The sequence below is a fragment of the Mycobacterium talmoniae genome (genome assembly GCF_001854525.1).
Taxonomy (GTDB): Bacteria; Actinomycetota; Actinomycetes; order Mycobacteriales; family Mycobacteriaceae; genus Mycobacterium; species Mycobacterium talmoniae.
Map to the genome: position 1 here is coordinate 1 of NZ_MLQM01000096.1, position 20,151 is coordinate 20,151.

A 20,151-nucleotide genomic window follows, 5' to 3' on the forward strand; every position below is an offset into this window, starting at 1 on the left:
CCCCCCCACCCCCACCCCCACGCCCCCACCACCCCCGACACACCCGCCCCCGCCGATTACCGGCTGTTCGCCGGCTTGCCCTATGCCGCGCCGCCGGTGGGGCCGTTGCGCTGGCAGCCGCCCCGCCCGGCCGCGCCGTGGCCGGGGGTGCGCGATGCCAGCAAAACCGGGCCGTGGTGTCTGCAGGGCAACGGTGGCGTCGCGGATCCGGGGACCAGCGAGGACTGCCTGACCCTCAATGTGTGGACGCCGCCGCTGAACGCGACCGAGAAGCGGCCGGTGATGGTGTGGATCCACGGCGGCGGGTTCGTCAACGGCAGCGGCGACATCTATAACGCCCGCTGGTTGGCCACCCAGGGTGACATCGTCGTGGTCACCATCAACTACCGGTTGGGGGCACTGGGGTTCCTGGCGCACCCGGCCCTCGGCGAGGTGGGCAACTACGGGCTGGCCGACCAGCAGGCCGCGCTGCGCTGGGTCCGGGACAACATCGCCAGCTTCGGCGGCGACCCGACCAAGGTGACGATCGCCGGCGAATCCGCCGGCGGAATGTCGGTCTGCGACCACCTGGTCGCCCCCGGATCGGCCGGACTGTTTAGGGCCGCGATCATCCAGAGCGGGCCGTGTCAGGCGCAGGTCGATGTGCCGACCGCGCAGCGGGTTAGCCAGGACTACGCCGCGGCGGTGGGGTGCGCGGATCCGGGTGCCGCCGGGCCGTGCCTGCGTGCGCTGCCGGCCGGCAAGTTGGCCGAACCGCTGTGGTACGCCCGGTTCGGCAGCGACCGGCTGTCCGGTCCGGTCACCGGGACCCGGGTGCTGCCCGTCGACCCGGTGGCGGTGACCGCTACCGGCGGCGCGGCGAAGGTGCCGGTATTGATCGGCACCAACGCCGACGAATTCACCATGTTCGTGGCGCTGCAATACCTGCGGGAGGGCAAGGAGATCACCGCCGCGGAGTATCCGGGTGTGCTGGCCGACACCTTCGGCGCGGCGATCGGCCCCGCCGTGCTGGCGCACTACCCGCCCGAGCGCTACGGCGGCAGCGTCTCGCTGGCCTACGCGGCCGCCGCGACCGACGACATCTTTTCCTGCCTGGCCGACCGGATGACCGACGGATTCTCCGACAGCGCACCGGCGGTCTACGCCTACGAGTTCGACGACCGGCACGCGCCCGCCCCGGAGATGTATGAGCGGGTGCCGTTCCCGATCGGCGCCAGCCACTCGCTGGAGATGCGCTACCTGTTCGACGTCGGCGGCGCGCCGCCGCTGGACGCCGAGCAGCGGGCGTTGTCGCAGCAGATGATCGCCTACTGGAGCCACTTCGTGACCACCGGTACCCCCAAGGCCGCCGGGGCGCCGGACTGGCCGAAGGCCGGACACGACGGGCCGTGGCTGTCGCTGCGCACCGACGGAAACCGGGTCACTACCAGCTTCGAGGCCGACCATCAATGCCCGTTTTGGGCGGCGGCCCGCGCCCCGCGCTGACGTTCGGCTCGCCGAGTGCGTCACCCCTCGCCGAGTGCGCCGAGATCGACGTTTTCGGGCTAAACGCCGAGTGGAAGTCACCGAAACGTCGATCTCGATGCAGATAGCGGGCGCTGGTGTCCCGTAGGTAATGTGGCGCCACATGGTGCAGCCACCAGCAGCCGATTCGCAATGGCCAGCGCGGATCGACGCCGTTGCCCGGCAGGCCGATCTGGGTGAACATCGAGGGTCCCACCGCTGGACGCTGATCTGGAATAGGCCGCTAATCCTCGCGCTAATACTGCTCGGCGGTGCGGCAATTGGCCTGGTCAGCGTCGGCGCGCCGGCGGCGGCTATTCTTGCCACCATTCCGGCGGTCGTGATCGGCGGCGGATATGCCCTGCACGCGGCGGCCAACCGGGGTGCGCGGCTGGACATCTTTGAGCGCGGTATTACCGTGGTGCAACGGGGCAAATTGCGGGTCGTTCGATACGACGATACGGCGTTGTGGCAGAACATCGTTGACTACCACCACACCCTCGGCTCGCAGCGGAGATACAGCTACCGACTGCGCGACACAAGCGGGGCGAAGTTCACGATCACTGGCAATTTCCAGCAACCCACTGAGTGGGGTCCGACGATCCAACGCGCGGTAACCGACGCGCAATTGCCTGTTGCCTGGGCGGCCATTATGGCTGGACAGCGGTTAGAGTTCGGCCGGATCTGGGTTACCGCACAGCAGGTGGGTACTGGCACGAGCGGCTGGCCGTGGTCGCGGGTAAGCGACATCACCGTCACGAATGGCACGGTAAACGTGCGGTCAGAGGAACGGCCAAAATTGCTGGTCTATGAGGCGGTCCGCCAGATCCCGAATTTCTTCGTGTTTCTGGCGCTAACCGAGCGCCTCCGCGCTGCGCGACCGATAAGTTGACCTGCGGCCTCGCCCGGTGGGCCGAGCCTGCGACTAGGGCGCCGAGCCTGAACCTATGGCGTCGAGCCTGCGGCTAGGGCATCGAGGCTGAACTGAGCGCCTCCAGACTGAGCTGAGAGCGTCGTCCGAGCCGAAGCGGCGCTCTGAGTTCAGTCTGGGCGCCGTGAGTTCAGCCTCGGTGCCGCCAGTTCAGCTTCGACGCGCAGAGTTCAGGGTCGACGCCCTGAGCACAGTGTCGGCGCCGTCACCGCAGACTGGCCGCCGTAAGCCCTACTCGGTCGGGGTCACCCAGGTGGTGATGTCGGCGTGCACCACCTCGACGCCGTCGCGGTCGGTCACGCTGACCGGCACCACCACCTCGACGCCCTCGGCAATCGAACTGAAGTCCGGCGGATCCAGCCGGGCGGTCGCCCGCAGCGAGGTGGTGGCCTTGGCCAGGTACTGCACGGTCATCGCCTTGGGGATCCAGCGGTGGCTGCGCGGCACCGTGGCCTCCATCAGCATCCCCATCGCGACCTCGGCGGCGTTGCAGGAGGCGATCGCGTGCACGGTGTGCAGGTGGTTGTACACGAAGAACCACTTGGGCACCGCCACCTCGGCCAGGCCGGGCTCCATGCGCACCACATGCGGCAGGATCGAGGCGAAGTACGGCACCCGGGCCATCGCCGCGGCCGAGAACAGCAGGGTGCCGCCGGGGCGTCCGGAAAGGCGCTTCCAGGCCTGGTAGGTGCTGGTCGGAGTGGTCATAACCGGCTACCTTACTTGAAAGTAAGATCGCCACGCCGTTGACTCTGCGCCCAGGGCGTCGTCTACTCGTACTTTCGCGCCCTGGATGCAGAGTCAACCGATCGGCCCAGGATTTGGCCGCCACCCCGATCTGGGGCATACTATTCGGGTTGCCTTGCGCCGGGTTCGCGCCTGGCCGGGCATACGACCGGCGCCACACGGCGCGTCCGGTCCCATCCTCGGACAGTGACGAAAATTTTCGGCGCCGACGAGTCGCGGGCGGGCGACACACCCGACCGCGGGGGCCGGTGGACCAGGACAGGTAAACAGCGGCGGCAACATCCAGCGCGGACAGCGCAGGGCAGTAGACCAGCGGGGCCGGACACGGCCCCTAAGCAGGAGCGAGGTAGCAGAAGCGTGGCGGGACAAAAAATCCGCATCAGGCTCAAGGCCTACGACCATGAGGCTATTGACGCGTCGGCGCGCAAGATTGTCGAGACGGTCACCCGCACCGGCGCGTCCGTGGTGGGCCCGGTGCCGCTGCCGACCGAGAAGAACGTGTACTGCGTCATCCGGTCCCCGCATAAGTACAAGGACTCGCGGGAGCACTTCGAGATGCGCACGCACAAGCGGCTGATCGACATCCTCGACCCGACCCCGAAGACCGTTGACGCCCTGATGCGCATCGATCTGCCGGCCAGCGTCGACGTCAACATCCAGTAGGAGCCTGAATAACCATGGCACGTAAAGGCATTTTGGGTACCAAGCTGGGCATGACGCAGGTGTTCGACGAGAACAACAAGGTTGTGCCGGTGACGGTGGTCAAGGCCGGGCCCAACGTGGTGACCCGTATCCGCACCCCCGAGCGCGACGGCTACTCCGCCGTGCAGCTGGCCTACGGCGAGATCAGCCCGCGCAAGGTGAACAAGCCGGTGACCGGCCAGTACGCGGTGGCCGGGGTCAACCCGCGCCGGCACCTGGCCGAGCTGCGCCTGGACGACGAGACCGCCGCCGCCGAATACGAGGTCGGCCAGGAGCTGACCGCCGAGATCTTCGCCGACGGCAGCTACGTCGACGTGACCGGCACCTCCAAGGGCAAGGGCTTCGCCGGCACCATGAAGCGGCACGGCTTCCGCGGCCAGGGCGCCAGCCACGGCGCCCAGGCGGTGCACCGCCGGCCGGGTTCGATCGGCGGCTGCGCCACCCCCGGCCGGGTGTTCAAGGGCACCCGGATGGCCGGCCGGATGGGTAACGACCGCGTCACCACCCAGAACCTGGTGGTGCACAAGGTCGATGCGGAAAACGGCGTCCTGCTGATCAAGGGCGCGATCCCCGGCCGCAACGGTGGGCTCGTCCTGGTCCGCAGCGCGATCAAGCGAGGTGAGAAGTAATGGCTGGCATCAAGATTGACGTCAAGACCCCGGCCGGTAAGACCGACGGCTCGGTGGAACTGCCGGCCGAGCTGTTCGACGCCCCGGCCAACATCGCCTTGATGCACCAGGTGGTGGTCGCCCAGCGCGCCGCCGCTCGGCAGGGCACCCACTCGACCAAGACCCGCGGTGAGGTCAGCGGCGGTGGCCGTAAGCCGTACCGGCAGAAGGGCACCGGCCGCGCCCGGCAGGGTTCGACCCGGGCCCCGCAGTTCACCGGTGGTGGTGTGGTGCACGGCCCCAAGCCGCGCGACTACAGCCAGCGCACCCCGAAGAAGATGATCGCCGCCGCGCTGCGCGGCGCCTTGTCGGACCGGGCGCGCAACGGCCGCATCCACGCCGTCACCGAGCTGGTCACCGGCCAGACCCCGTCGACCAAGAGCGCCAAGGCGTTCTTGGGCACGCTCACCGAGCGCAAGCAGGTGCTGGTGGTGATCGGCCGCGCCGACGAGACCGGCGCCAAGAGCGTGCGCAACCTGCCCGGGGTGCACATCCTGGCCCCCGACCAGCTCAACACCTACGACGTGCTGCGCGCGGACGACGTGGTTTTCAGCGTCGAGGCGCTGAACGCCTACATCGGCGCGAACACCCAGCAGCAGGAGGTTTCGTCCTGATGGCAACCGTCACCGACCCGCACGACGTCATCCTGGCGCCGGTCATCTCGGAGAAGTCCTACAGCCTGATCGAGGACAACGTGTACACCTTCGTGGTGCACCCGGACTCCAACAAGACGCAGATCAAGATCGCGGTGGAGAAGATCTTTTCCGTCAAGGTCGCCTCGGTGAACACCGCCAACCGGCAGGGCAAGCGCAAGCGCACCCGCACCGGCTACGGCAAGCGGAAGAACACCAAACGCGCCATCGTGACCCTGGCGCCCGGCAGCAAACCGATCGACCTGTTCACAGCACCGGCCTAGCCCGGCGCGAGAGAGAGACTTAAGTCATGGGAATTCGCAAGTACAAGCCGACGACCCCCGGTCGTCGCGGTGCCAGCGTCTCCGATTTCGCCGAGATCACTCGTTCCACCCCGGAGAAGTCGCTGGTGCGGCCGCTGCACGGCAAGGGTGGCCGTAACGCGCACGGCCGCATCACCACCCGGCACAAGGGCGGTGGCCACAAGCGTGCCTACCGGGTGATCGACTTCCGTCGCAACGACAAGGACGGCGTCAACGCCAAGGTCGCGCACATCGAGTACGATCCGAACCGCACCGCGCGGATCGCGCTGCTGCACTACCTGGACGGGGAGAAGCGCTACATCATTGCCCCGCAGGGTCTTTCGCAGGGCGACGTGGTGGAGTCGGGCGCCAACGCCGACATCAAACCGGGCAACAACCTGCCGATCCGCAACATCCCGGCCGGCACGCTGATCCACGCGGTCGAGCTGCGGCCCGGCGGCGGTGCCAAGCTGGCCCGCTCGGCGGGGTCCAGCATCCAGCTGCTGGGTAAGGAAGGCACCTACGCCTCGCTGCGGATGCCGTCGGGGGAGATCCGCCGCGTCGACGTGCGCTGCCGCGCCACCGTCGGCGAGGTCGGCAACGCCGAGCAGGCCAACATCAACTGGGGTAAGGCCGGCCGGATGCGGTGGAAGGGCAAGCGCCCGACCGTCCGTGGTGTGGTGATGAACCCGGTGGACCACCCGCACGGTGGTGGTGAGGGCAAGACCTCCGGTGGTCGCCACCCGGTCAGCCCGTGGGGTAAGCCCGAGGGGCGCACCCGCCGCCGTCACAAGCCGAGCGACAAGCTCATCGTCCGACGCCGGCGCACCGGCAAGAAGCACCGGTAAAGCGGAGGAGAGTTAAGCGATGCCACGCAGCCTCAAAAAGGGCCCGTTCGTCGACGACCACTTGCTCAAAAAGGTCGACGTGCAGAACGAGAAGAACACCAAGCAGGTCATCAAGACCTGGTCGCGTCGGTCGACGATCATCCCGGACTTCATCGGGCACACCTTCGCCGTCCACGACGGCCGTAAGCACGTGCCGGTGTTCGTCACCGAGTCGATGGTCGGGCACAAGCTCGGCGAGTTCGCGCCCACCCGCACCTTCAAGGGGCACATCAAAGACGACCGGAAGAGTAAGCGGCGATGAGTGTTACGACTGAGTTCCCCTCCGCGGTCGCCAAGGCCCGCTTCGTGCGGGTGTCGGCCACCAAGGCGCGCCGGGTGATCAACCTGGTGCGCGGCAAGTCGGTGTCCGAGGCGCTCGACATCCTGCGCTGGGCGCCGCAGGCCGCCAGCGAACCGGTGGCCAAGGTGATCGCCAGCGCGGCCGCCAACGCGCAGAACAACAACGGGCTGGACCCGGCCACCCTGGTGGTGGCCACCGTCTACGCCGACGAGGGGCCCACCGCCAAGCGCATCCGGCCCCGCGCCCAGGGGCGGGCGTTCCGGATCCGCCGCCGCACCAGCCACATCACCGTGGTGGTGGAGAGCCGGCCGGTCAAGGAGCGGCGCGGCACCGGTTCGGCGAGCGCGACCCGCGCGCGTCGGGCCCAGGCCAGTAAGGCCGCCGCCGCCAAGAAGGCACCGGCCAAGAAGGCTGAGACTTCCGAATCGAAGGGAGGCTCGCAGTAGTGGGCCAGAAGATCAACCCGCACGGTTTCCGGCTCGGTATCACCACCGACTGGAAGTCCCGCTGGTACGCCGACAAGCAGTACGCCGACTACGTCAAGGAAGACGTCGCGATCCGGCGGCTGCTGTCCACCGGCCTGGAGCGCGCCGGCATCGCCGACGTGGAGATCGAGCGCACCCGCGACCGGGTGCGCGTCGACATCCACACCGCCCGGCCGGGCATCGTCATCGGCCGCCGCGGCGCCGAGGCCGACCGGATCCGCGCCGACCTGGAGAAGCTGACCAAAAAGCAGGTGCAGCTCAACATCCTCGAGGTCAAAAACCCGGAGTCGCGGGCGCAACTGGTGGCCCAGGGCGTCGCCGAGCAGCTGAGCAACCGGGTGGCGTTCCGCCGCGCGATGCGCAAGGCCATCCAGTCCGCGATGCGCCAGCCCAACGTCAAGGGCATCCGGGTGCAGTGCTCGGGCCGCCTCGGCGGCGCGGAGATGAGCCGCTCGGAGTTCTACCGCGAGGGTCGGGTGCCGCTGCACACGCTGCGCGCCGACATCGACTACGGCCTGTACGAGGCCAAGACCACCTTCGGCCGGATCGGCGTGAAGGTGTGGATCTACAAGGGCGACGTGGTCGGCGGCAAGCGCGAGCTGGCCGTGGCCGCGCCGTCGGGCCCGGACCGTCCGCGCCGGGAACGCCCGTCGGGCACCCGGCCGCGGCGCAGCGGGGCCGCCGGGACCACCGCGACCAGCACCGACGCCGGCCGGGCGGGTGCCGAGGAAGCCGCGGCGGCGCCGGCCGCCGCCGAGCCGGCCGCTGAAACGCAGGAGAGCTGAATCATGTTGATTCCCCGCAAGGTCAAGCACCGCAAGCAGCATCACCCGAAGCAACGGGGCATCGCCAGCGGTGGCACCCAGGTGAGCTTCGGTGATTACGGCATCCAGGCGCTGGAGCACGCCTACATCACCAACCGGCAGATCGAGTCGGCGCGTATCGCGATCAACCGGCACATCAAACGTGGCGGCAAGGTGTGGATCAACATCTTCCCGGACCGCCCGTTGACCAAGAAGCCCGCCGAGACCCGGATGGGTTCGGGTAAGGGTTCGCCGGAGTGGTGGGTGGCCAACGTTAAGCCGGGCCGGGTGCTGTTCGAGCTCAGCTACCCGAACGAGGCAACCGCGCGGGCCGCGCTGACCCGCGCGATCCACAAGTTGCCGATCAAGGCGCGCATCGTGACCCGAGAGGAGCAGTTCTGATGGCAGTGGGAGTGGCCGCCGGCGAACTGCGGGAGCTGAGCGACGACGAGCTGGTGGAGCGGCTGCGCGAATCGAAAGAGGAGCTGTTCAACCTGCGTTTCCAGATGGCGACCGGTCAGCTCAACAACAACCGGCGCCTGCGTGTGGTGCGACGGGAGATCGCCCGCATCTACACCGTGTTGCGTGAACGTGAGCTGGGTCTGGCGTCCGGACCCGATGGTGAGGAATCGTAATGGCAGAGGCGAAGGCCGGGTCGAAGACCGCTCCGAAGGAGAAGGGCCCCAAGCACACCCCGCGCACCGAGAAGCCGCGCGGTCGGCGCAAGACCGCGATCGGCTACGTGGTCAGCGACAAGATGCAGAAGACCATCGTGGTCGAGCTGGAAGACCGGGTGAAGCACCCGCTGTACGGCAAGATCATCCGCACCACCAAGAAGGTGAAGGCGCACGACGAGAACGGTGACGCCGGCATCGGCGACCGGGTGTCGTTGATGGAGACCCGTCCGCTGTCGGCCACCAAGCGCTGGCGGCTGGTCGAGATCCTCGAAAAAGCCAAGTAAGCCCCCTGGGCGCTGCTGAGATCGACGTCCATACGGCGCAAACCCCCGGATTTCGGGGCTATAGGTCAATTTGGACGTCGATCTCAGTGGGGCCAGGCCGGGTTAGGCCAGCGCTACGTCGCCCCGCACCCACCTCGCGGGTGTAGTCTCCGACGGTTGGGGGCTGCGTGAGCGGAGTGGGCGATGCCAAGCGAATTCAGCGGCAACATCGAACTGGACATCCGGGATTCCGAACCGGATTGGGGCCCGTTCGCGGCGCCCACCGCGCCCGACGGCGCGCCGAACATCCTCTACCTGGTCTGGGATGACGTCGGCATCGCCACCTGGGACTGCTTCGGCGGGCTGGTGGACATGCCCAACATGACCCGCCTCGCCGAACGCGGGGTGCGGCTGTCGCAGTTTCACACCACCGCGCTGTGTTCCCCGACCCGGGCGGCGCTGCTGACCGGTCGCAACCCGACCAGCGTCGGCATGGCCACCATCGAGGAATTCACCGACGGCTTCCCCAACTGCAGCGGCCGTATTCCGCACGAGACCGCGCTGCTGTCCGAGGTGCTCGCCGAGCACGGCTGGAACACCTACTGCGTGGGCAAGTGGCATCTGACCCCGCTGGAGGAGTGCAATCTGGCGGCGACCAAACGACATTGGCCGCTGTCGCGCGGATTCGAACGGTTCTACGGCTTCATGGGCGGGGAGACCAACCAGTGGTACCCCGACCTGGTGTACGACAACCACCGCGTCGACCCGCCGGCCACCCCCGACGACGGGTATCACCTGTCCAAGAACATCGCCGACAAGACAATCGAATTCATCCGCGACGCCAAGGTGATCGCCCCCGACAAGCCGTGGTTCGGATACGTGTGCCCGGGCGCCGGGCACGCCCCGCACCACGTCTTCACCGAGTGGGCCGACCGCTACGCCGGCCGATTCGACATGGGATATGAGCGTTACCGCGAGATCGTGCTGGACAACCAGAAGCGGCTCGGGCTGGTGCCGCCGGACACCGGGCTGTCGCCGATCAACCCCTACCTCGATGCCACCAGCGCCGACGGTCAGCCGTGGCCGGCGCTGGACACCGTGCGGCCCTGGGACAGCCTGGGCGACGACGAGAAGCGGCTGTTTTCCCGGATGGCCGAGGTGTTCGCCGGCTTCCTGAGCTACACCGACGCCCAGATCGGCCGGATCCTGGACTATCTGGAGGAATCCGGCCAGCTGGACAACACGATCGTGGTGGTGATCTCCGACAACGGGGCCAGCGGTGAGGGCGGGCCCAACGGTTCCCCCAACGAGAACAAATTCTTCAACGGCTACCTCGACACCGTCGAGGAGGCGATGAAGCTGTTCGACGAACTCGGCGGGCCGGAAACCTACAACCACTATCCGATCGGGTGGGCGATGGCGTTCAACACGCCCTACAAGCTCTACAAGCGGTACGCCTCCCACGAGGGCGGCATTGCCGACCCGGCAATCATCTGCTGGCCCAACGGAATCGCAGCGCGCGGCGAGGTCCGCGACACCTACATCAATGTCTGCGACGTCACCCCGACCATCTACGACCTGCTCGGCCTGACCCCGCCGGCGACGGTCCGCGGTATCCCGCAAAAACCGCTGGAAGGAGTGAGTTTCAAAGCGGCGCTTGCCGATCCGCAGGCCGCGACCGGTAAGCAAACCCAGTTCTACACCATGCTGGGCACCCGCGGGATCTGGCATCGGGGCTGGTTCGCCAACACCGTGCACGCCGCCTCACCGGCCGGCTGGGGGCACTTCGACGCCGACCGCTGGGAGCTGTTCCACCTGGCGGCCGACCGCAGCCAACTGCACGACCGCGCCGCCGACGAGCCGGACCGCCTCGAGGAGCTCAAAGCGCTGTGGTTCGCCGAGGCGGCCAAGTACCACGGTCTGCCGCTGGCCGACCTCAACATCTTGGAGACCGCGATGCGGTGGCGGCCGTACCTGGCCGGCGACCGCACCAGCTACACCTACTACCCGCACACCGCCGAGGTGCCGCTGGGTGCCTGCGTGGAGTTGCGCGGCCAATCCTTCGCGGTGTTGGCCCGGGTCGGCGTCGACGCCGCCGACGCGGCGGGTGTGCTGTTCAAGCAGGGTGCGCGGCACGGCGGGCACGTGCTGTTCATCGCCGACGGGCGGCTGCACTACGTCTACAACTTCCTTGGCGAGCGGGAACAGTGGCTGTCCGCGCCGGACCCGATCCCGGTGGGGGAGCACATCTTCGGGGTGCGCTACCAGCGCACCGGGACGGTGGAGGGCAGTCACACCCCGGTCGGGGAGGCGGCCCTGTACGTCGACGACGTCGTCGTCGCCACCGCGCCGGACATGCTCACCCAACCCGGCGCGTTCGCGCTGGCCGGCGGCGGCGTCAGCGTGGGACGCAACACCGGGCAGGCGGTGTGCTCGGCGTATGTCGCGCCGTTCGCGTTCGTCGGCGGCCGCATCCTCGACGTCACCGTGGACCTCAGCGGCCAGCCCTACCTGGACCTGGAAACGGAGCTGGCGGCGGCGTTCGCCCGGGACTGAGGCGCCGCCCCTACCCTGAAGTCATGCTGACCGAACTCGTCGAGGTGCCCGGCGGGGCGTTCGCGATGGGCTCGACCGGCTTCTACCCCGACGAGGCCCCGATCCACACCGCGTCGGTGGCGGCGTTCGCGGTGGAGCGCCATCCGGTCACCAACGCGCAGTTCGCCGCGTTCGTCGCCGACACCGGCTACGTCACCGTCGCCGAGCAGCCCATCGACCCCGCGCTGTACCCGGGCGCCGACCCGGCCGACCTGGTGCCCGGAGCCCTGGTGTTCACCCCGACGTCGGGCCCGGTGGATCTGCGGGACTGGCGGCAGTGGTGGCGGTGGCAGCCGGGGGCGTCCTGGCGGCACCCGGAGGGACCCGGCAGCGACATCACCGACAGGCCCGACCACCCCGTCGTGCAGGTGGCCTACCCCGACGCCGCCGCCTACGCCCGCTGGGCCGGGCGGCGGCTGCCCAGCGAGGCCGAATGGGAGTACGCGGCGCGCGGCGGCGCCACCACCATCTACCCGTGGGGTGACGAGCCCGCGCCCGGCGGGCGGCTGAGGGCCAACACCTGGCAGGGCCGCTTCCCGTACCGCAACGACGGCGCCGACGGCTGGGTGGGCACCTCGCCGGTGGGCAGCTTCGCGCCGAACGACTTCGGCCTGCTCGACATGATCGGCAACGTGTGGGAATGGACCGCCACCGAATACAGCGCCCGGCACCGGCCGGACCGGCCGGCGAAGGGCTGCTGCGCGCCGACCGGGCCCGCCGACCCGGCCATCAGCCAAACCCTCAAGGGCGGTTCGCACCTGTGCGCGCCGGAGTACTGCCATCGCTACCGGCCGGCGGCCCGGTCCCCGCAATCCCAGGACACCGCCACCACCCATATCGGGTTCCGCTGCGTGGCCGACCGCTAATTTGGCGCTGAGCAGGTCGTCACCTAGACTCTAGGGGTTGCCGTGGGCAGACCTCGGCCGGCGCGAGTCGGCCCCGCGTGCCCTTCGGCGATGAAGACCGCGCATGACAGGCCGAGTTGCCATCCGTCTGCCGTGCACACGTTAACCACGCCGAGGAGATCGAGTGATTCAGCAGGAATCGCGGCTGAAGGTCGCCGACAACACGGGTGCCAAGGAGATCTTGTGCATCCGGGTGCTCGGTGGCTCGTCGCGGCGCTACGCCGGCATCGGCGATGTCATTGTGGCGACCGTCAAGGACGCCATCCCCGGGGGCAACGTCAAGCGTGGTGACGTCGTCAAGGCGGTGGTGGTGCGCACCGTCAAGGAGCGTCGCCGCGCCGACGGTAGCTACATCAAGTTCGACGAGAACGCCGCGGTGATCATCAAGGCCGACAACGACCCGCGCGGAACCCGCATCTTCGGCCCGGTCGGCCGGGAACTGCGCGAGAAGCGCTTCATGAAGATCGTCTCGCTGGCCCCGGAGGTGTTGTAGATGAAAATCCACAAGGGCGACACCGTGCTGGTCATTTCCGGCAAGGACAAGGGCGCCAAGGGCAAGGTGCTCAAGGCCTTCCCGACCCGCAACAAGGTGCTGGTCGAGGGCGTCAACCGGATCAAGAAGCACACCGCGGTGTCGCGCAACGAGCGCGGTGCGCAGTCCGGCGGCATCGTCACCCAGGAGGCCCCGATCCACGTGTCGAACGTGATGATCGTCGACTCCGACGGCAAACCCACCCGGGTCGGCTACCGGGTGGACGAGGAGACCGGTAAGAAGGTCCGCATCTCCAAGCGCAACGGCAAGGACATCTGAGGCGATGACAACGGCAGAAAAGACCCAGCCCCGGCTGAAGGTGCGCTACCGGGAAGAGATCCGCGACGCGCTGCACAAAGAGTTCAACTACGCCAATGTGATGCAGATCCCGACCGTGGTGAAGGTCGTCGTCAACATGGGTGTCGGTGACGCCGCCCGCGACGCCAAGCTGATCAACGGCGCGGTCAACGACCTGTCGCTGATCACCGGGCAGAAGCCGGAGATCCGCAAGGCCCGCAAGTCGATCGCGCAGTTCAAACTGCGCGAGGGGATGCCGATCGGCGCCCGGGTGACGCTGCGCGGCGACCGGATGTGGGAGTTCTTGGACCGGCTCACCTCGATTGCGCTGCCGCGTATCCGCGACTTCCGCGGCCTGTCGCCCAAGCAGTTCGACGGCTCCGGCAACTACACCTTCGGGCTCAACGAGCAGTCGGTGTTCCACGAGATCGACGTGGACTCCATCGACCGGACCCGCGGCATGGACATCACCGTCGTCACCTCGGCGACGAACGACGACGAAGGACGGGCGCTGTTGCGGGCCCTGGGCTTCCCGTTCAAGGAGAACTGATCAGATGGCGAAAAAGGCTCTGGTTAACAAGGCGCAGCGTAAGCCCAAGTTTGCGGTCCGCGCCTACACCCGGTGCAGCAAGTGCGGTCGCCCGCACGCGGTGTACCGCAAGTTCGGGCTGTGCCGTATCTGCTTGCGCGAGATGGCGCACGCCGGTGAGCTGCCCGGTGTGCAGAAGAGCAGCTGGTGAAGCGCGGTAGGCCCGGCATGGGAACCACTGCGAGGAAGGTGACACCTCAGTCATGACGATGACGGACCCCATCGCAGACTTTTTGACGCGTCTGCGCAACGCCAACTCGGCGTACCACGATGAGGTGACGCTGCCGCACTCGAAGATCAAGGCCAACATCGCCGAGATCCTCAAGCGGGAGGGTTACATCAGCGACTACCACGTCGAGGATGCTCGGGTGGGCAAGGCGCTGGTGGTGAACCTCAAGTACGGCCCGAACCGGGAGCGCAGCCTGGCCGGCTTGCGCCGCATCTCCAAACCCGGTCTGCGGGTGTACGCCAAATCGACCAACCTGCCGCGGGTGCTCGGTGGCCTGGGCGTGGCCATCATCTCCACCTCCTCGGGCCTGCTCACCGACCGTCAGGCAGCCAGGCAGGGCGTGGGCGGCGAAGTCCTCGCGTACGTGTGGTGAGGGAGAGCTAGAGCTATGTCGCGTATTGGTAAGCAGCCGATCCCGGTTCCGGCCGGGGTCGACGTGACGATCGACGGCCAGAACGTGTCGGTCAAGGGGCCCAAGGGCACCCTGGGGCTGGCGGTGGCCGAGCCGATCCGGGTGGCGCGGGACGACGACGGCGCCATCGTGGTGACCCGCCCCGACGACGAGCGGCGCAGCCGGTCGCTGCACGGGCTGAGCCGCACGCTGGTGGCCAACCTGGTCACCGGGGTCACCGAGGGCTACACCACCAAGATGGAGATCTTCGGCGTCGGGTACCGGGTGGCCCTCAAGGGCTCCACCCTGGAGTTCGCGCTGGGCTACAGCCACCCGGTGGTGATCGAGGCCCCCGAGGGCATCACGTTCGCGGTGGAGACCCCCACCAAGTTCTCCATCTCGGGCATCGACAAGCAGAAGGTCGGCCAGATCTCGGCGAACATCCGCCGCCTGCGCCGCCCCGACCCGTACAAGGGCAAGGGCGTGCGCTACGAGGGTGAGCAGGTCCGCCGCAAGGTCGGAAAGACAGGTAAGTAGTCATGGCGCAATCACAGGCAGGCACCGTCGCGCGCAAGCCGGTGGGGCAGAGCGTCTCCGCGGCCCGGCGCGCCTCGCGGCTGCGTCGGCACGCCCGGCTGCGCAAGAAGATCTCGGGTACCGCCCAGCGGCCCCGGCTGGTGGTGCACCGGTCGTCGCGGCACATCCACGTGCAGCTGGTCGACGACCTGACCGGCACCACCCTGGCGGCGGCGTCGTCCATCGAGGCCGACGTGCGTGCGGTCGAGGGCGACAAGAAGGCCCACAGCGTGCGGGTCGGCCAGCTGATCGCCGAGCGGGCCAAGGCCGCCGGCATCGACACCGTCGTGTTCGACCGGGGTGGCTACACCTACGGCGGGCGGATCGCGGCGCTGGCCGACGCGGCGCGCGAGGGCGGATTGACATTCTGATGACCGATAACGGAAGGACCGCATGATGGCGGAGCAGCCGACCGGGGCAGCCGGCCCCGAGCAGGCGACTACGGCGCAGGGCGGCACCCGCGGCGAGTCTGAGGGGCGCGGGCGGCGTGACGGCGGCCGGCGCGACGGCGGCCGCGGCCGCGACGGCGACAAGAGCAACTACCTGGAGCGGGTTGTCAACATCAACCGGGTGTCCAAGGTGGTCAAGGGTGGTCGCCGGTTCAGCTTCACCGCGCTGGTGATCGTCGGCGACGGTAACGGCATGGTCGGCGTCGGCTACGGCAAGGCCAAGGAAGTTCCCGCCGCGATCGCCAAGGGCGTCGAGGAGGCCCGCAAGGGCTTCTTCCGGGTGCCGCTGATCGGTGGCACCATCACCCACCCGGTGCAGGGTGAGGCCGCCGCCGGTGTGGTGCTGCTGCGCCCGGCCAGCCCGGGTACCGGGGTGATCGCCGGTGGTGCCGCGCGTGCGGTGCTGGAATGCGCTGGGGTGCGCGACATTTTGTCCAAGTCGCTGGGCAGCGACAACGCGATCAACGTGGTGCACGCCACGGTGGCCGCACTCAAGATGCTGCAGCGTCCCGAGGAGGTGGCGGCCCGACGCGGTCTGCCGATCGAGGACGTCGCACCGGCGGGCATGCTCAAGGCTCGGCGGGAAAGCGAAGCGCTGGCGGCCGCCGCCGCGCGAGAGGGAACGGCATAAGACATGGCAGACCTCAAGATCACCCAGGTGCGCAGCACCATCGGCGCTCGCTGGAAGCAGCGCGAGAGCCTGCGCACCCTGGGGCTGCGCAAGATCCGCCAGTCGGTGGTGCGCGAGGACAACGCCCAGACCCGTGGCCTGATCAAGGTGGTCCACCACCTGGTGACGGTTGAGGAGGCCTGATGACCATCAAACTGCATGACCTGGCTCCGGCGCCCGGGTCCAAGACGAAGCGCACCCGGGTGGGGCGCGGTGAAGGCTCCAAGGGTAAGACCGCCGGCCGCGGCACCAAGGGCACCAAGGCCCGCAAGAACGTGCCGGTGACCTTCGAGGGTGGGCAGATGCCGATCCACATGCGGCTGCCCAAGCTCAAGGGGTTCCGGAACCGGTTCCGCACCGAGTATGAGGTCGTCAACGTCGGCGACCTGGGCCGGCTGTTCCCCGAGGGCGGCGCCATCGGCGTCGACGAGCTGGTGGCCAAGGGTGCGGTGCGCAAGAACACCCTGGTGAAGGTGCTCGGCGACGGCAAGATCGCGGTCAAGGTCGACGTCACCGCCCACAAGTTCAGCGGCAGCGCCCGGGAGAAGATCACCGCCGTCGGCGGTTCGGTCACCGAGCTGTAGCGCTTTTCACCGCCGCGAGCAGACGCAAAATCGCACGATCCGGTCCGGATTTGTGCGATTTTGCGTCTGCTCGTCGCTAGGTCTGCGGTCGCGCGCCCAGCACATCGCGGAACAGCGCCTGGCGCAGGGCGATTTCTCTCGGATCGCTGTAGAGGTGGAAACCCAACCGGTTCATCACATAGCCGAATCCGATACCGCTGTCGGGGTCGGCGAACCCGAGCGAGCCGCCGAGGCCGGGGGTGCCGAACGCCTTGTCGGAGGAGCCGAAGCAGAAGTGCGGCACCGGTTTGCAGTATCCCAGCGAAAACACCGAATCGACGTGCAGCACCTTGTCCCGGAGGCCGCGGCTCGGGGCCACCGCCGGTTGCGTGAGCGCATCGAAAGTGGTGGGCGTTAGCCCGAGTTCGCCGCCGCCGGTGGCGGCGCTGCCGTAGGCCGCAGCCACCGATCGCGCGGTGCCGATGCCGTTGGCGGCCGGCATCTCGACGGTGCGGACGTCTTCGCGGTTGAAGTCGCGCATCGCGTCGATATCGTTGGGCAGGTTGACGCTTCGGCCGGTGAGACCGAACGGATTCAGTAGTGCCAGGGCCAACCGCGGCGGCATCGTATTGAGGTGCAGCAACGCCTCGACGCGTTTCCAGCCGTGCAACTGCGCGACCCGGGTGCGGTCCACCGCGGCGGGCAACCCGATGTAGAGCTGCAGGCCCAGCGGGGCGGCGATTTCGTCGGCGAAGTACCGGCCCAACGTCCGGCCCGCCGGATCCGTGCGCCGGATGAGTTCGGACTCATACCAGCCCAGCGTGAGGGCGTGATAGCCGTGCCGGGTTCCGGGCGGCCAGGCGGGTGCCTGCGCGGCCAGCACCGCCGACAGCTTCGCCGGGTCGGCCAGATCGGCTAGCCGCAGCGGCGCATCCAGGGCGGGCAGGCCGGCCTGGTGGGACAGCAGCTGCCGCACCGTCACGTTGGCCTTGCCTGCTTGCGCGAATTCCGGCCAGTAGTCGGCGACGGCGGCGTCATAGTCGATCAGCCCGCGGGCGGCGGCCACCGCCACGGCAAGGGACGCAACACCTTTGGTGGTGGAGAACATGTTCACCATGGTGTCGTGCTGCCACGGCTCCGTGGTGCGGCCGTTGCGGTAGCCGCCCCACAGGTCGACGACCTTGACGCCGTCGCGGTAGACGGCCACCGCGGCGCCGACCTCCCGGCGCTGAGCGAAGTTGGCCCGGAATGCGTCGGCGACCTTGCCGTAGCCCGCATCGACGTCGCCGCCGATCAGGTCAGGCGACACCGCGACCTTGAGCACCATCGGGTGGTTATACCGCCGCAGCCGGTGCGAGCGTGCGTGAAAACGGGAAATTCCCCGGCGTGTTGACCGGGGACACGCACGCTCGCGCGGAGGGGGGGACTCTAACGCAGCTGCGGCAGCACGTCGGCGGCCAGGCGTTCCATCTGCTCGCGGTCCTCGGCGACGTCGGCCCCGACCGGGTTGAGCAGGATCAGCTGCGCGCCGGCGTCGATCACCGCACGCAGCCCGCGCACCACATCGTCGGGGGTCCCGGCCACCGGCACCGCCTCGGCGTCGCGCAGCCGCCCGCCGTAGATGCGCTGCACCCCGGTCAGCACCCGCTGCCGGGCCCGCTCGGCGTCGTCGTCGACCATCAGATACACCCGTTTGCCGATGGTGAACCCGGCCGGGTCCTTGCCCTGCGCGTCGAGTTCGCGGCGCAGCCCCACCACCTCGGCGGCGAAGCTGGCGGTGGTCGACGACCCCGCGCCCAAAAAGGCGTCGCCGTGCCGCACCGCCCGGGCCAGCGCGGCCGGCGCGTGCCCGCCGAACCAGATCGGCGGGTGCGGGCGCTGCACCGGTTTGGGTTGGATCGCCAGGTCCTCGACGGTGCGGAACCGGCCGCGGAAGCTGACCCGCGGCGGGTCGGACCAGGCCGCCTTCATCAACGCCAGGCCCTCGGTGAAGCGGGCCACAAACGTCGCCGGGTTCACCCCGAACGCGGCGAACTTGCGGAACCCGCCGCCGGGCGCGACCCCCAGATCCAGCCGGCCGTGGCTGAGCCGATCCACCGCGGTCACCGCCGAGGCCAGCTGCAGCGGGTCGTGCAGCGAGGTCACCAGCACCGCCACCCCCAGCCGCAGCCGCTGGGTGCAGGCCGCCGCATAGGCCAGCAGCTCCAGCGGCGCCAGCAGCGGCGCCTCGCCGACCACCTGCTCGAGGGTCCAGCCGCTCTCGAACCCGAGTTCCTCGGCGCGGGCCAGATACGCCCGCAGCCCGTCGGCGTCGACGCCGGTGCTGTCCAGTTGGGGGATGGAGATCGCGAACCGCACCCGACCACGGTACGTCGGGCGTCGGTAGGCTCAACTCATGTTTGCGTTGCTGCCCGACGTCCCCGGCCTCGACGAGCTGCGTGCGGTGGTGCGCCGGGTCGATACCGCCCGGCACCGCGGGGTGCCCAACGGCTGCGTCCTGGAACTGGACCTGCAGGCGGTGCCGCACGAGACCGGCGGCCTGGATCCGCTGGCGATCCTCGCCGCCGGCGGGCGGCCCCCGGTGCTGCGCGACGTCGTCGCCGCCATCCACCGCGCCGCCGAGGATCCGCGGGTGGCGGGGCTGATCGCCCGGGTGCAGCTGCCGGCCGCGGCGGCCGGGCCGGTGCAGGAGCTGCGGGAGGCGATCGCGGCGTTCACCGCGGCCAAACCGTCGGTGGCGTGGGCCGAAACCTATCCGGGCACCCTGTCGTACTACCTGGCGTCGGCGTTCGGCGAGGTGTGGATGCAGCCGTCCGGCACCGTCGGGTTGATCGGGTTCGCCACCAACGCGATGTTTTTGCGCACCGCGCTACAGAAGGTGGGCATCGAGGCCCAGTTCGTCGCCCGCGGCGAATACAAGTCGGCGGCAAACCTTTTCACCCAGGACAGCTACACCGATGCACACCGCGAGGCCGACACCGCGCTGGTGGAAAGCCTGCACGCCCAGGTGCGCCAAGCGGTCGCCGACTCGCGCGGCCTGGACACCGCCGCCGTGGACGCGCTGGCCGACCGGGCGCCGCTGCTGCGCGACGACGCGGTGGGCGCCGGGCTGATCGACCGGATCGGCTTCCGCGACCAGGCCTACGCGCGGATCGCGGAACTGGTGGGCGCCGAAGGGATTTCACCGGAATCCGGGGACCCGGACGGTGACGACGCCCCGCCGCGGCTGTACCTGTCCCGGTACGCGCACGCCACCGCCGACCGTCCGGGGCTGCCGGTGGCCAGCCTGCCGGGCCGCAAACCCAAACCCGCGATCGCGGTGGTGACCGTCGCCGGGCCCATCGTCAGCGGCCGCGGCGGGCGGCAGCTGCTGCCGTTCGGCAACTCCGGTGACGGCGGGGACACCATCGCCGCGTCGTTGCGGGAGGCGGCCGCCGCCGACGAGGTGGCGGCC

The 20,151-nt window shown here is 69.0% G+C and carries 29 protein-coding genes; 26 read left to right on the top strand and 3 right to left on the bottom strand.

All coding sequences use genetic code 11. The features are described from left to right. Both BKN37_RS16665 and BKN37_RS16670 read left to right on the top strand, forming a co-directional pair. The coding region (locus BKN37_RS16665; protein WP_071027839.1) for a carboxylesterase/lipase family protein at positions 1-1,485 on the top strand (1,485 nt) is incomplete at its 5' end. 142 nt (positions 1,486-1,627) lie between these two features. Beyond that, complete coding sequence (locus BKN37_RS16670; protein WP_131823630.1) at positions 1,628-2,395, top strand: DUF6585 family protein; 768 nt, start codon at positions 1,628-1,630, stop codon at positions 2,393-2,395. Between the two features lie 270 nt (positions 2,396-2,665). On the opposite strand, the gene BKN37_RS16675 is transcribed toward BKN37_RS16670, so the two are convergent. Next, positions 2,666-3,142, bottom strand: coding sequence for a hotdog fold domain-containing protein (locus tag BKN37_RS16675; protein WP_071027842.1), 477 nt, complete (start codon positions 3,140-3,142; stop codon positions 2,666-2,668). A gap of 396 nt (positions 3,143-3,538) precedes the next feature. Here BKN37_RS16675 and rpsJ point away from each other — a divergent pair, with 396 nt between their 5' ends. The 23 genes from rpsJ to rplO all read left to right on the top strand — a co-directional run bounded on the left by rpsJ (position 3,539) and on the right by rplO (position 16,718). Further along, positions 3,539-3,844 carry a 30S ribosomal protein S10 gene (rpsJ, locus tag BKN37_RS16680; protein ID WP_003883485.1) on the top strand — a complete coding sequence of 102 codons (306 nt, stop codon included), beginning with the start codon at positions 3,539-3,541 and terminating at the stop codon, positions 3,842-3,844. Between the two features lie 14 nt (positions 3,845-3,858). Next, the gene (gene rplC, locus BKN37_RS16685) at positions 3,859-4,512 is read left to right on the top strand and encodes a 50S ribosomal protein L3 (RefSeq protein ID WP_071027844.1); all 654 of its coding nucleotides are present in this window, start codon (positions 3,859-3,861) and stop codon (positions 4,510-4,512) included. Beyond that, positions 4,512-5,165 (top strand): 50S ribosomal protein L4, encoded by a 654-nt coding sequence (gene rplD, locus BKN37_RS16690; protein WP_071027846.1) that lies wholly within the window; start codon positions 4,512-4,514, stop codon positions 5,163-5,165. The genes rplC and rplD overlap by 1 nt, the downstream gene beginning before the upstream one ends. Then, positions 5,165-5,467 (top strand): 50S ribosomal protein L23, encoded by a 303-nt coding sequence (gene rplW / locus BKN37_RS16695; protein WP_071027847.1) that lies wholly within the window; start codon positions 5,165-5,167, stop codon positions 5,465-5,467. Before rplD ends, rplW begins: the two co-directional genes overlap by 1 nt. A gap of 26 nt (positions 5,468-5,493) precedes the next feature. Next, entirely contained in the window at positions 5,494-6,333 is an 840-nt protein-coding gene (gene rplB / locus BKN37_RS16700) for a 50S ribosomal protein L2 (protein ID WP_071027849.1), read from the top strand. A 19-nt stretch (positions 6,334-6,352) separates the two neighbouring features. Continuing rightward, complete coding sequence (gene rpsS / locus BKN37_RS16705) at positions 6,353-6,634, top strand: 30S ribosomal protein S19 (RefSeq protein ID WP_011739061.1); 282 nt, start codon at positions 6,353-6,355, stop codon at positions 6,632-6,634. Continuing rightward, positions 6,631-7,119, top strand: coding sequence for a 50S ribosomal protein L22 (gene rplV / locus BKN37_RS16710; protein ID WP_071027851.1), 489 nt, complete (start codon positions 6,631-6,633; stop codon positions 7,117-7,119). Before rpsS ends, rplV begins: the two co-directional genes overlap by 4 nt. Continuing rightward, positions 7,119-7,943, top strand: a complete 825-nt coding sequence (rpsC, locus tag BKN37_RS16715) for a 30S ribosomal protein S3 (RefSeq protein ID WP_071027854.1) — start codon at positions 7,119-7,121, stop codon at positions 7,941-7,943. The genes rplV and rpsC overlap by 1 nt, the downstream gene beginning before the upstream one ends. Before the next feature lie 3 nt (positions 7,944-7,946). After that, a complete protein-coding gene (rplP, locus tag BKN37_RS16720; RefSeq protein ID WP_071027856.1) occupies positions 7,947-8,363 on the top strand; it encodes a 50S ribosomal protein L16 in 417 nt (138 codons plus the stop codon). Next, positions 8,363-8,596: a 50S ribosomal protein L29 gene (gene rpmC / locus BKN37_RS16725; protein WP_071027858.1), complete on the top strand. Its 234-nt coding sequence runs from the start codon at positions 8,363-8,365 to the stop codon at positions 8,594-8,596. Before rplP ends, rpmC begins: the two co-directional genes overlap by 1 nt. After that, entirely contained in the window at positions 8,596-8,922 is a 327-nt protein-coding gene (gene rpsQ / locus BKN37_RS16730; RefSeq protein WP_071027860.1) for a 30S ribosomal protein S17, read from the top strand. Before rpmC ends, rpsQ begins: the two co-directional genes overlap by 1 nt. A gap of 183 nt (positions 8,923-9,105) precedes the next feature. Next, complete coding sequence (locus BKN37_RS16735; protein ID WP_071027862.1) at positions 9,106-11,457, top strand: arylsulfatase; 2,352 nt, start codon at positions 9,106-9,108, stop codon at positions 11,455-11,457. A 23-nt stretch (positions 11,458-11,480) separates the two neighbouring features. Next, positions 11,481-12,362 (top strand): formylglycine-generating enzyme family protein, encoded by an 882-nt coding sequence (locus BKN37_RS16740; protein WP_071027863.1) that lies wholly within the window; start codon positions 11,481-11,483, stop codon positions 12,360-12,362. 163 nt (positions 12,363-12,525) lie between these two features. Next, positions 12,526-12,894: a 50S ribosomal protein L14 gene (rplN, locus tag BKN37_RS16745; protein ID WP_003883432.1), complete on the top strand. Its 369-nt coding sequence runs from the start codon at positions 12,526-12,528 to the stop codon at positions 12,892-12,894. Further along, positions 12,895-13,212 (top strand): 50S ribosomal protein L24, encoded by a 318-nt coding sequence (gene rplX / locus BKN37_RS16750; RefSeq protein WP_071027865.1) that lies wholly within the window; start codon positions 12,895-12,897, stop codon positions 13,210-13,212. It abuts the gene before it with no gap. 4 nt (positions 13,213-13,216) lie between these two features. Then, entirely contained in the window at positions 13,217-13,780 is a 564-nt protein-coding gene (gene rplE / locus BKN37_RS16755; RefSeq protein WP_071027867.1) for a 50S ribosomal protein L5, read from the top strand. A 4-nt stretch (positions 13,781-13,784) separates the two neighbouring features. Beyond that, positions 13,785-13,970, top strand: coding sequence for a type Z 30S ribosomal protein S14 (locus BKN37_RS16760; protein ID WP_071027869.1), 186 nt, complete (start codon positions 13,785-13,787; stop codon positions 13,968-13,970). A 52-nt stretch (positions 13,971-14,022) separates the two neighbouring features. Further along, positions 14,023-14,421, top strand: a complete 399-nt coding sequence (gene rpsH / locus BKN37_RS16765; protein WP_071027871.1) for a 30S ribosomal protein S8 — start codon at positions 14,023-14,025, stop codon at positions 14,419-14,421. 15 nt (positions 14,422-14,436) lie between these two features. Then, positions 14,437-14,976 (top strand): 50S ribosomal protein L6, encoded by a 540-nt coding sequence (rplF, locus tag BKN37_RS16770; protein WP_071027873.1) that lies wholly within the window; start codon positions 14,437-14,439, stop codon positions 14,974-14,976. A gap of 41 nt (positions 14,977-15,017) precedes the next feature. Then, positions 15,018-15,386, top strand: coding sequence for a 50S ribosomal protein L18 (gene rplR / locus BKN37_RS16775; protein ID WP_207547252.1), 369 nt, complete (start codon positions 15,018-15,020; stop codon positions 15,384-15,386). 25 nt (positions 15,387-15,411) lie between these two features. Next, a complete protein-coding gene (gene rpsE, locus BKN37_RS16780) occupies positions 15,412-16,095 on the top strand; it encodes a 30S ribosomal protein S5 (protein WP_083341852.1) in 684 nt (227 codons plus the stop codon). A gap of 3 nt (positions 16,096-16,098) precedes the next feature. Further along, positions 16,099-16,278, top strand: a complete 180-nt coding sequence (rpmD, locus tag BKN37_RS16785) for a 50S ribosomal protein L30 (RefSeq protein WP_071027880.1) — start codon at positions 16,099-16,101, stop codon at positions 16,276-16,278. Next, entirely contained in the window at positions 16,278-16,718 is a 441-nt protein-coding gene (gene rplO / locus BKN37_RS16790; protein WP_071027882.1) for a 50S ribosomal protein L15, read from the top strand. The genes rpmD and rplO overlap by 1 nt, the downstream gene beginning before the upstream one ends. Before the next feature lie 76 nt (positions 16,719-16,794). Here the strand turns inward: rplO and BKN37_RS16795 are convergent, their stop codons facing one another. Together BKN37_RS16795 and BKN37_RS16800 are read right to left on the bottom strand one after the other, a co-directional pair. Further along, positions 16,795-18,024 carry a serine hydrolase domain-containing protein gene (locus tag BKN37_RS16795; RefSeq protein WP_071027883.1) on the bottom strand — a complete coding sequence of 410 codons (1,230 nt, stop codon included), beginning with the start codon at positions 18,022-18,024 and terminating at the stop codon, positions 16,795-16,797. A gap of 101 nt (positions 18,025-18,125) precedes the next feature. After that, on the bottom strand, positions 18,126-19,055 hold the full coding sequence (locus tag BKN37_RS16800; protein WP_071027885.1) for an LLM class flavin-dependent oxidoreductase: 930 nt from the start codon (positions 19,053-19,055) through the stop codon (positions 18,126-18,128). 37 nt (positions 19,056-19,092) lie between these two features. On the opposite strand from BKN37_RS16800, the gene BKN37_RS16805 reads away from it, so the two are divergent. Continuing rightward, on the top strand, positions 19,093-20,151 hold a 1,059-nt coding region (locus BKN37_RS16805), incomplete at its 3' end, for a S49 family peptidase (protein WP_207547251.1).

Coding starts and splice junctions, on each gene's coding strand:
- BKN37_RS16670 (WP_131823630.1), top strand. CDS start 1,628: ATGGTGCAGCCACCAGCAGCCGATTCGCAATGGCCAGCGCGGATCGAC.
- BKN37_RS16675 (WP_071027842.1), bottom strand. CDS start 3,142: ATGACCACTCCGACCAGCACCTACCAGGCCTGGAAGCGCCTTTCCGGA.
- rplC (WP_071027844.1), top strand. CDS start 3,859: ATGGCACGTAAAGGCATTTTGGGTACCAAGCTGGGCATGACGCAGGTG.
- rplD (WP_071027846.1), top strand. CDS start 4,512: ATGGCTGGCATCAAGATTGACGTCAAGACCCCGGCCGGTAAGACCGAC.
- rplW (WP_071027847.1), top strand. CDS start 5,165: ATGGCAACCGTCACCGACCCGCACGACGTCATCCTGGCGCCGGTCATC.
- rplB (WP_071027849.1), top strand. CDS start 5,494: ATGGGAATTCGCAAGTACAAGCCGACGACCCCCGGTCGTCGCGGTGCC.
- rpsS (WP_011739061.1), top strand. CDS start 6,353: ATGCCACGCAGCCTCAAAAAGGGCCCGTTCGTCGACGACCACTTGCTC.
- rplV (WP_071027851.1), top strand. CDS start 6,631: ATGAGTGTTACGACTGAGTTCCCCTCCGCGGTCGCCAAGGCCCGCTTC.
- rplP (WP_071027856.1), top strand. CDS start 7,947: ATGTTGATTCCCCGCAAGGTCAAGCACCGCAAGCAGCATCACCCGAAG.
- rpmC (WP_071027858.1), top strand. CDS start 8,363: ATGGCAGTGGGAGTGGCCGCCGGCGAACTGCGGGAGCTGAGCGACGAC.
- rpsQ (WP_071027860.1), top strand. CDS start 8,596: ATGGCAGAGGCGAAGGCCGGGTCGAAGACCGCTCCGAAGGAGAAGGGC.
- BKN37_RS16735 (WP_071027862.1), top strand. CDS start 9,106: ATGCCAAGCGAATTCAGCGGCAACATCGAACTGGACATCCGGGATTCC.
- BKN37_RS16740 (WP_071027863.1), top strand. CDS start 11,481: ATGCTGACCGAACTCGTCGAGGTGCCCGGCGGGGCGTTCGCGATGGGC.
- rplX (WP_071027865.1), top strand. CDS start 12,895: ATGAAAATCCACAAGGGCGACACCGTGCTGGTCATTTCCGGCAAGGAC.
- rplE (WP_071027867.1), top strand. CDS start 13,217: ATGACAACGGCAGAAAAGACCCAGCCCCGGCTGAAGGTGCGCTACCGG.
- BKN37_RS16760 (WP_071027869.1), top strand. CDS start 13,785: ATGGCGAAAAAGGCTCTGGTTAACAAGGCGCAGCGTAAGCCCAAGTTT.
- rpsH (WP_071027871.1), top strand. CDS start 14,023: ATGACGATGACGGACCCCATCGCAGACTTTTTGACGCGTCTGCGCAAC.
- rplF (WP_071027873.1), top strand. CDS start 14,437: ATGTCGCGTATTGGTAAGCAGCCGATCCCGGTTCCGGCCGGGGTCGAC.
- rpsE (WP_083341852.1), top strand. CDS start 15,412: ATGGCGGAGCAGCCGACCGGGGCAGCCGGCCCCGAGCAGGCGACTACG.
- rpmD (WP_071027880.1), top strand. CDS start 16,099: ATGGCAGACCTCAAGATCACCCAGGTGCGCAGCACCATCGGCGCTCGC.
- rplO (WP_071027882.1), top strand. CDS start 16,278: ATGACCATCAAACTGCATGACCTGGCTCCGGCGCCCGGGTCCAAGACG.
- BKN37_RS16795 (WP_071027883.1), bottom strand. CDS start 18,024: ATGGTGCTCAAGGTCGCGGTGTCGCCTGACCTGATCGGCGGCGACGTC.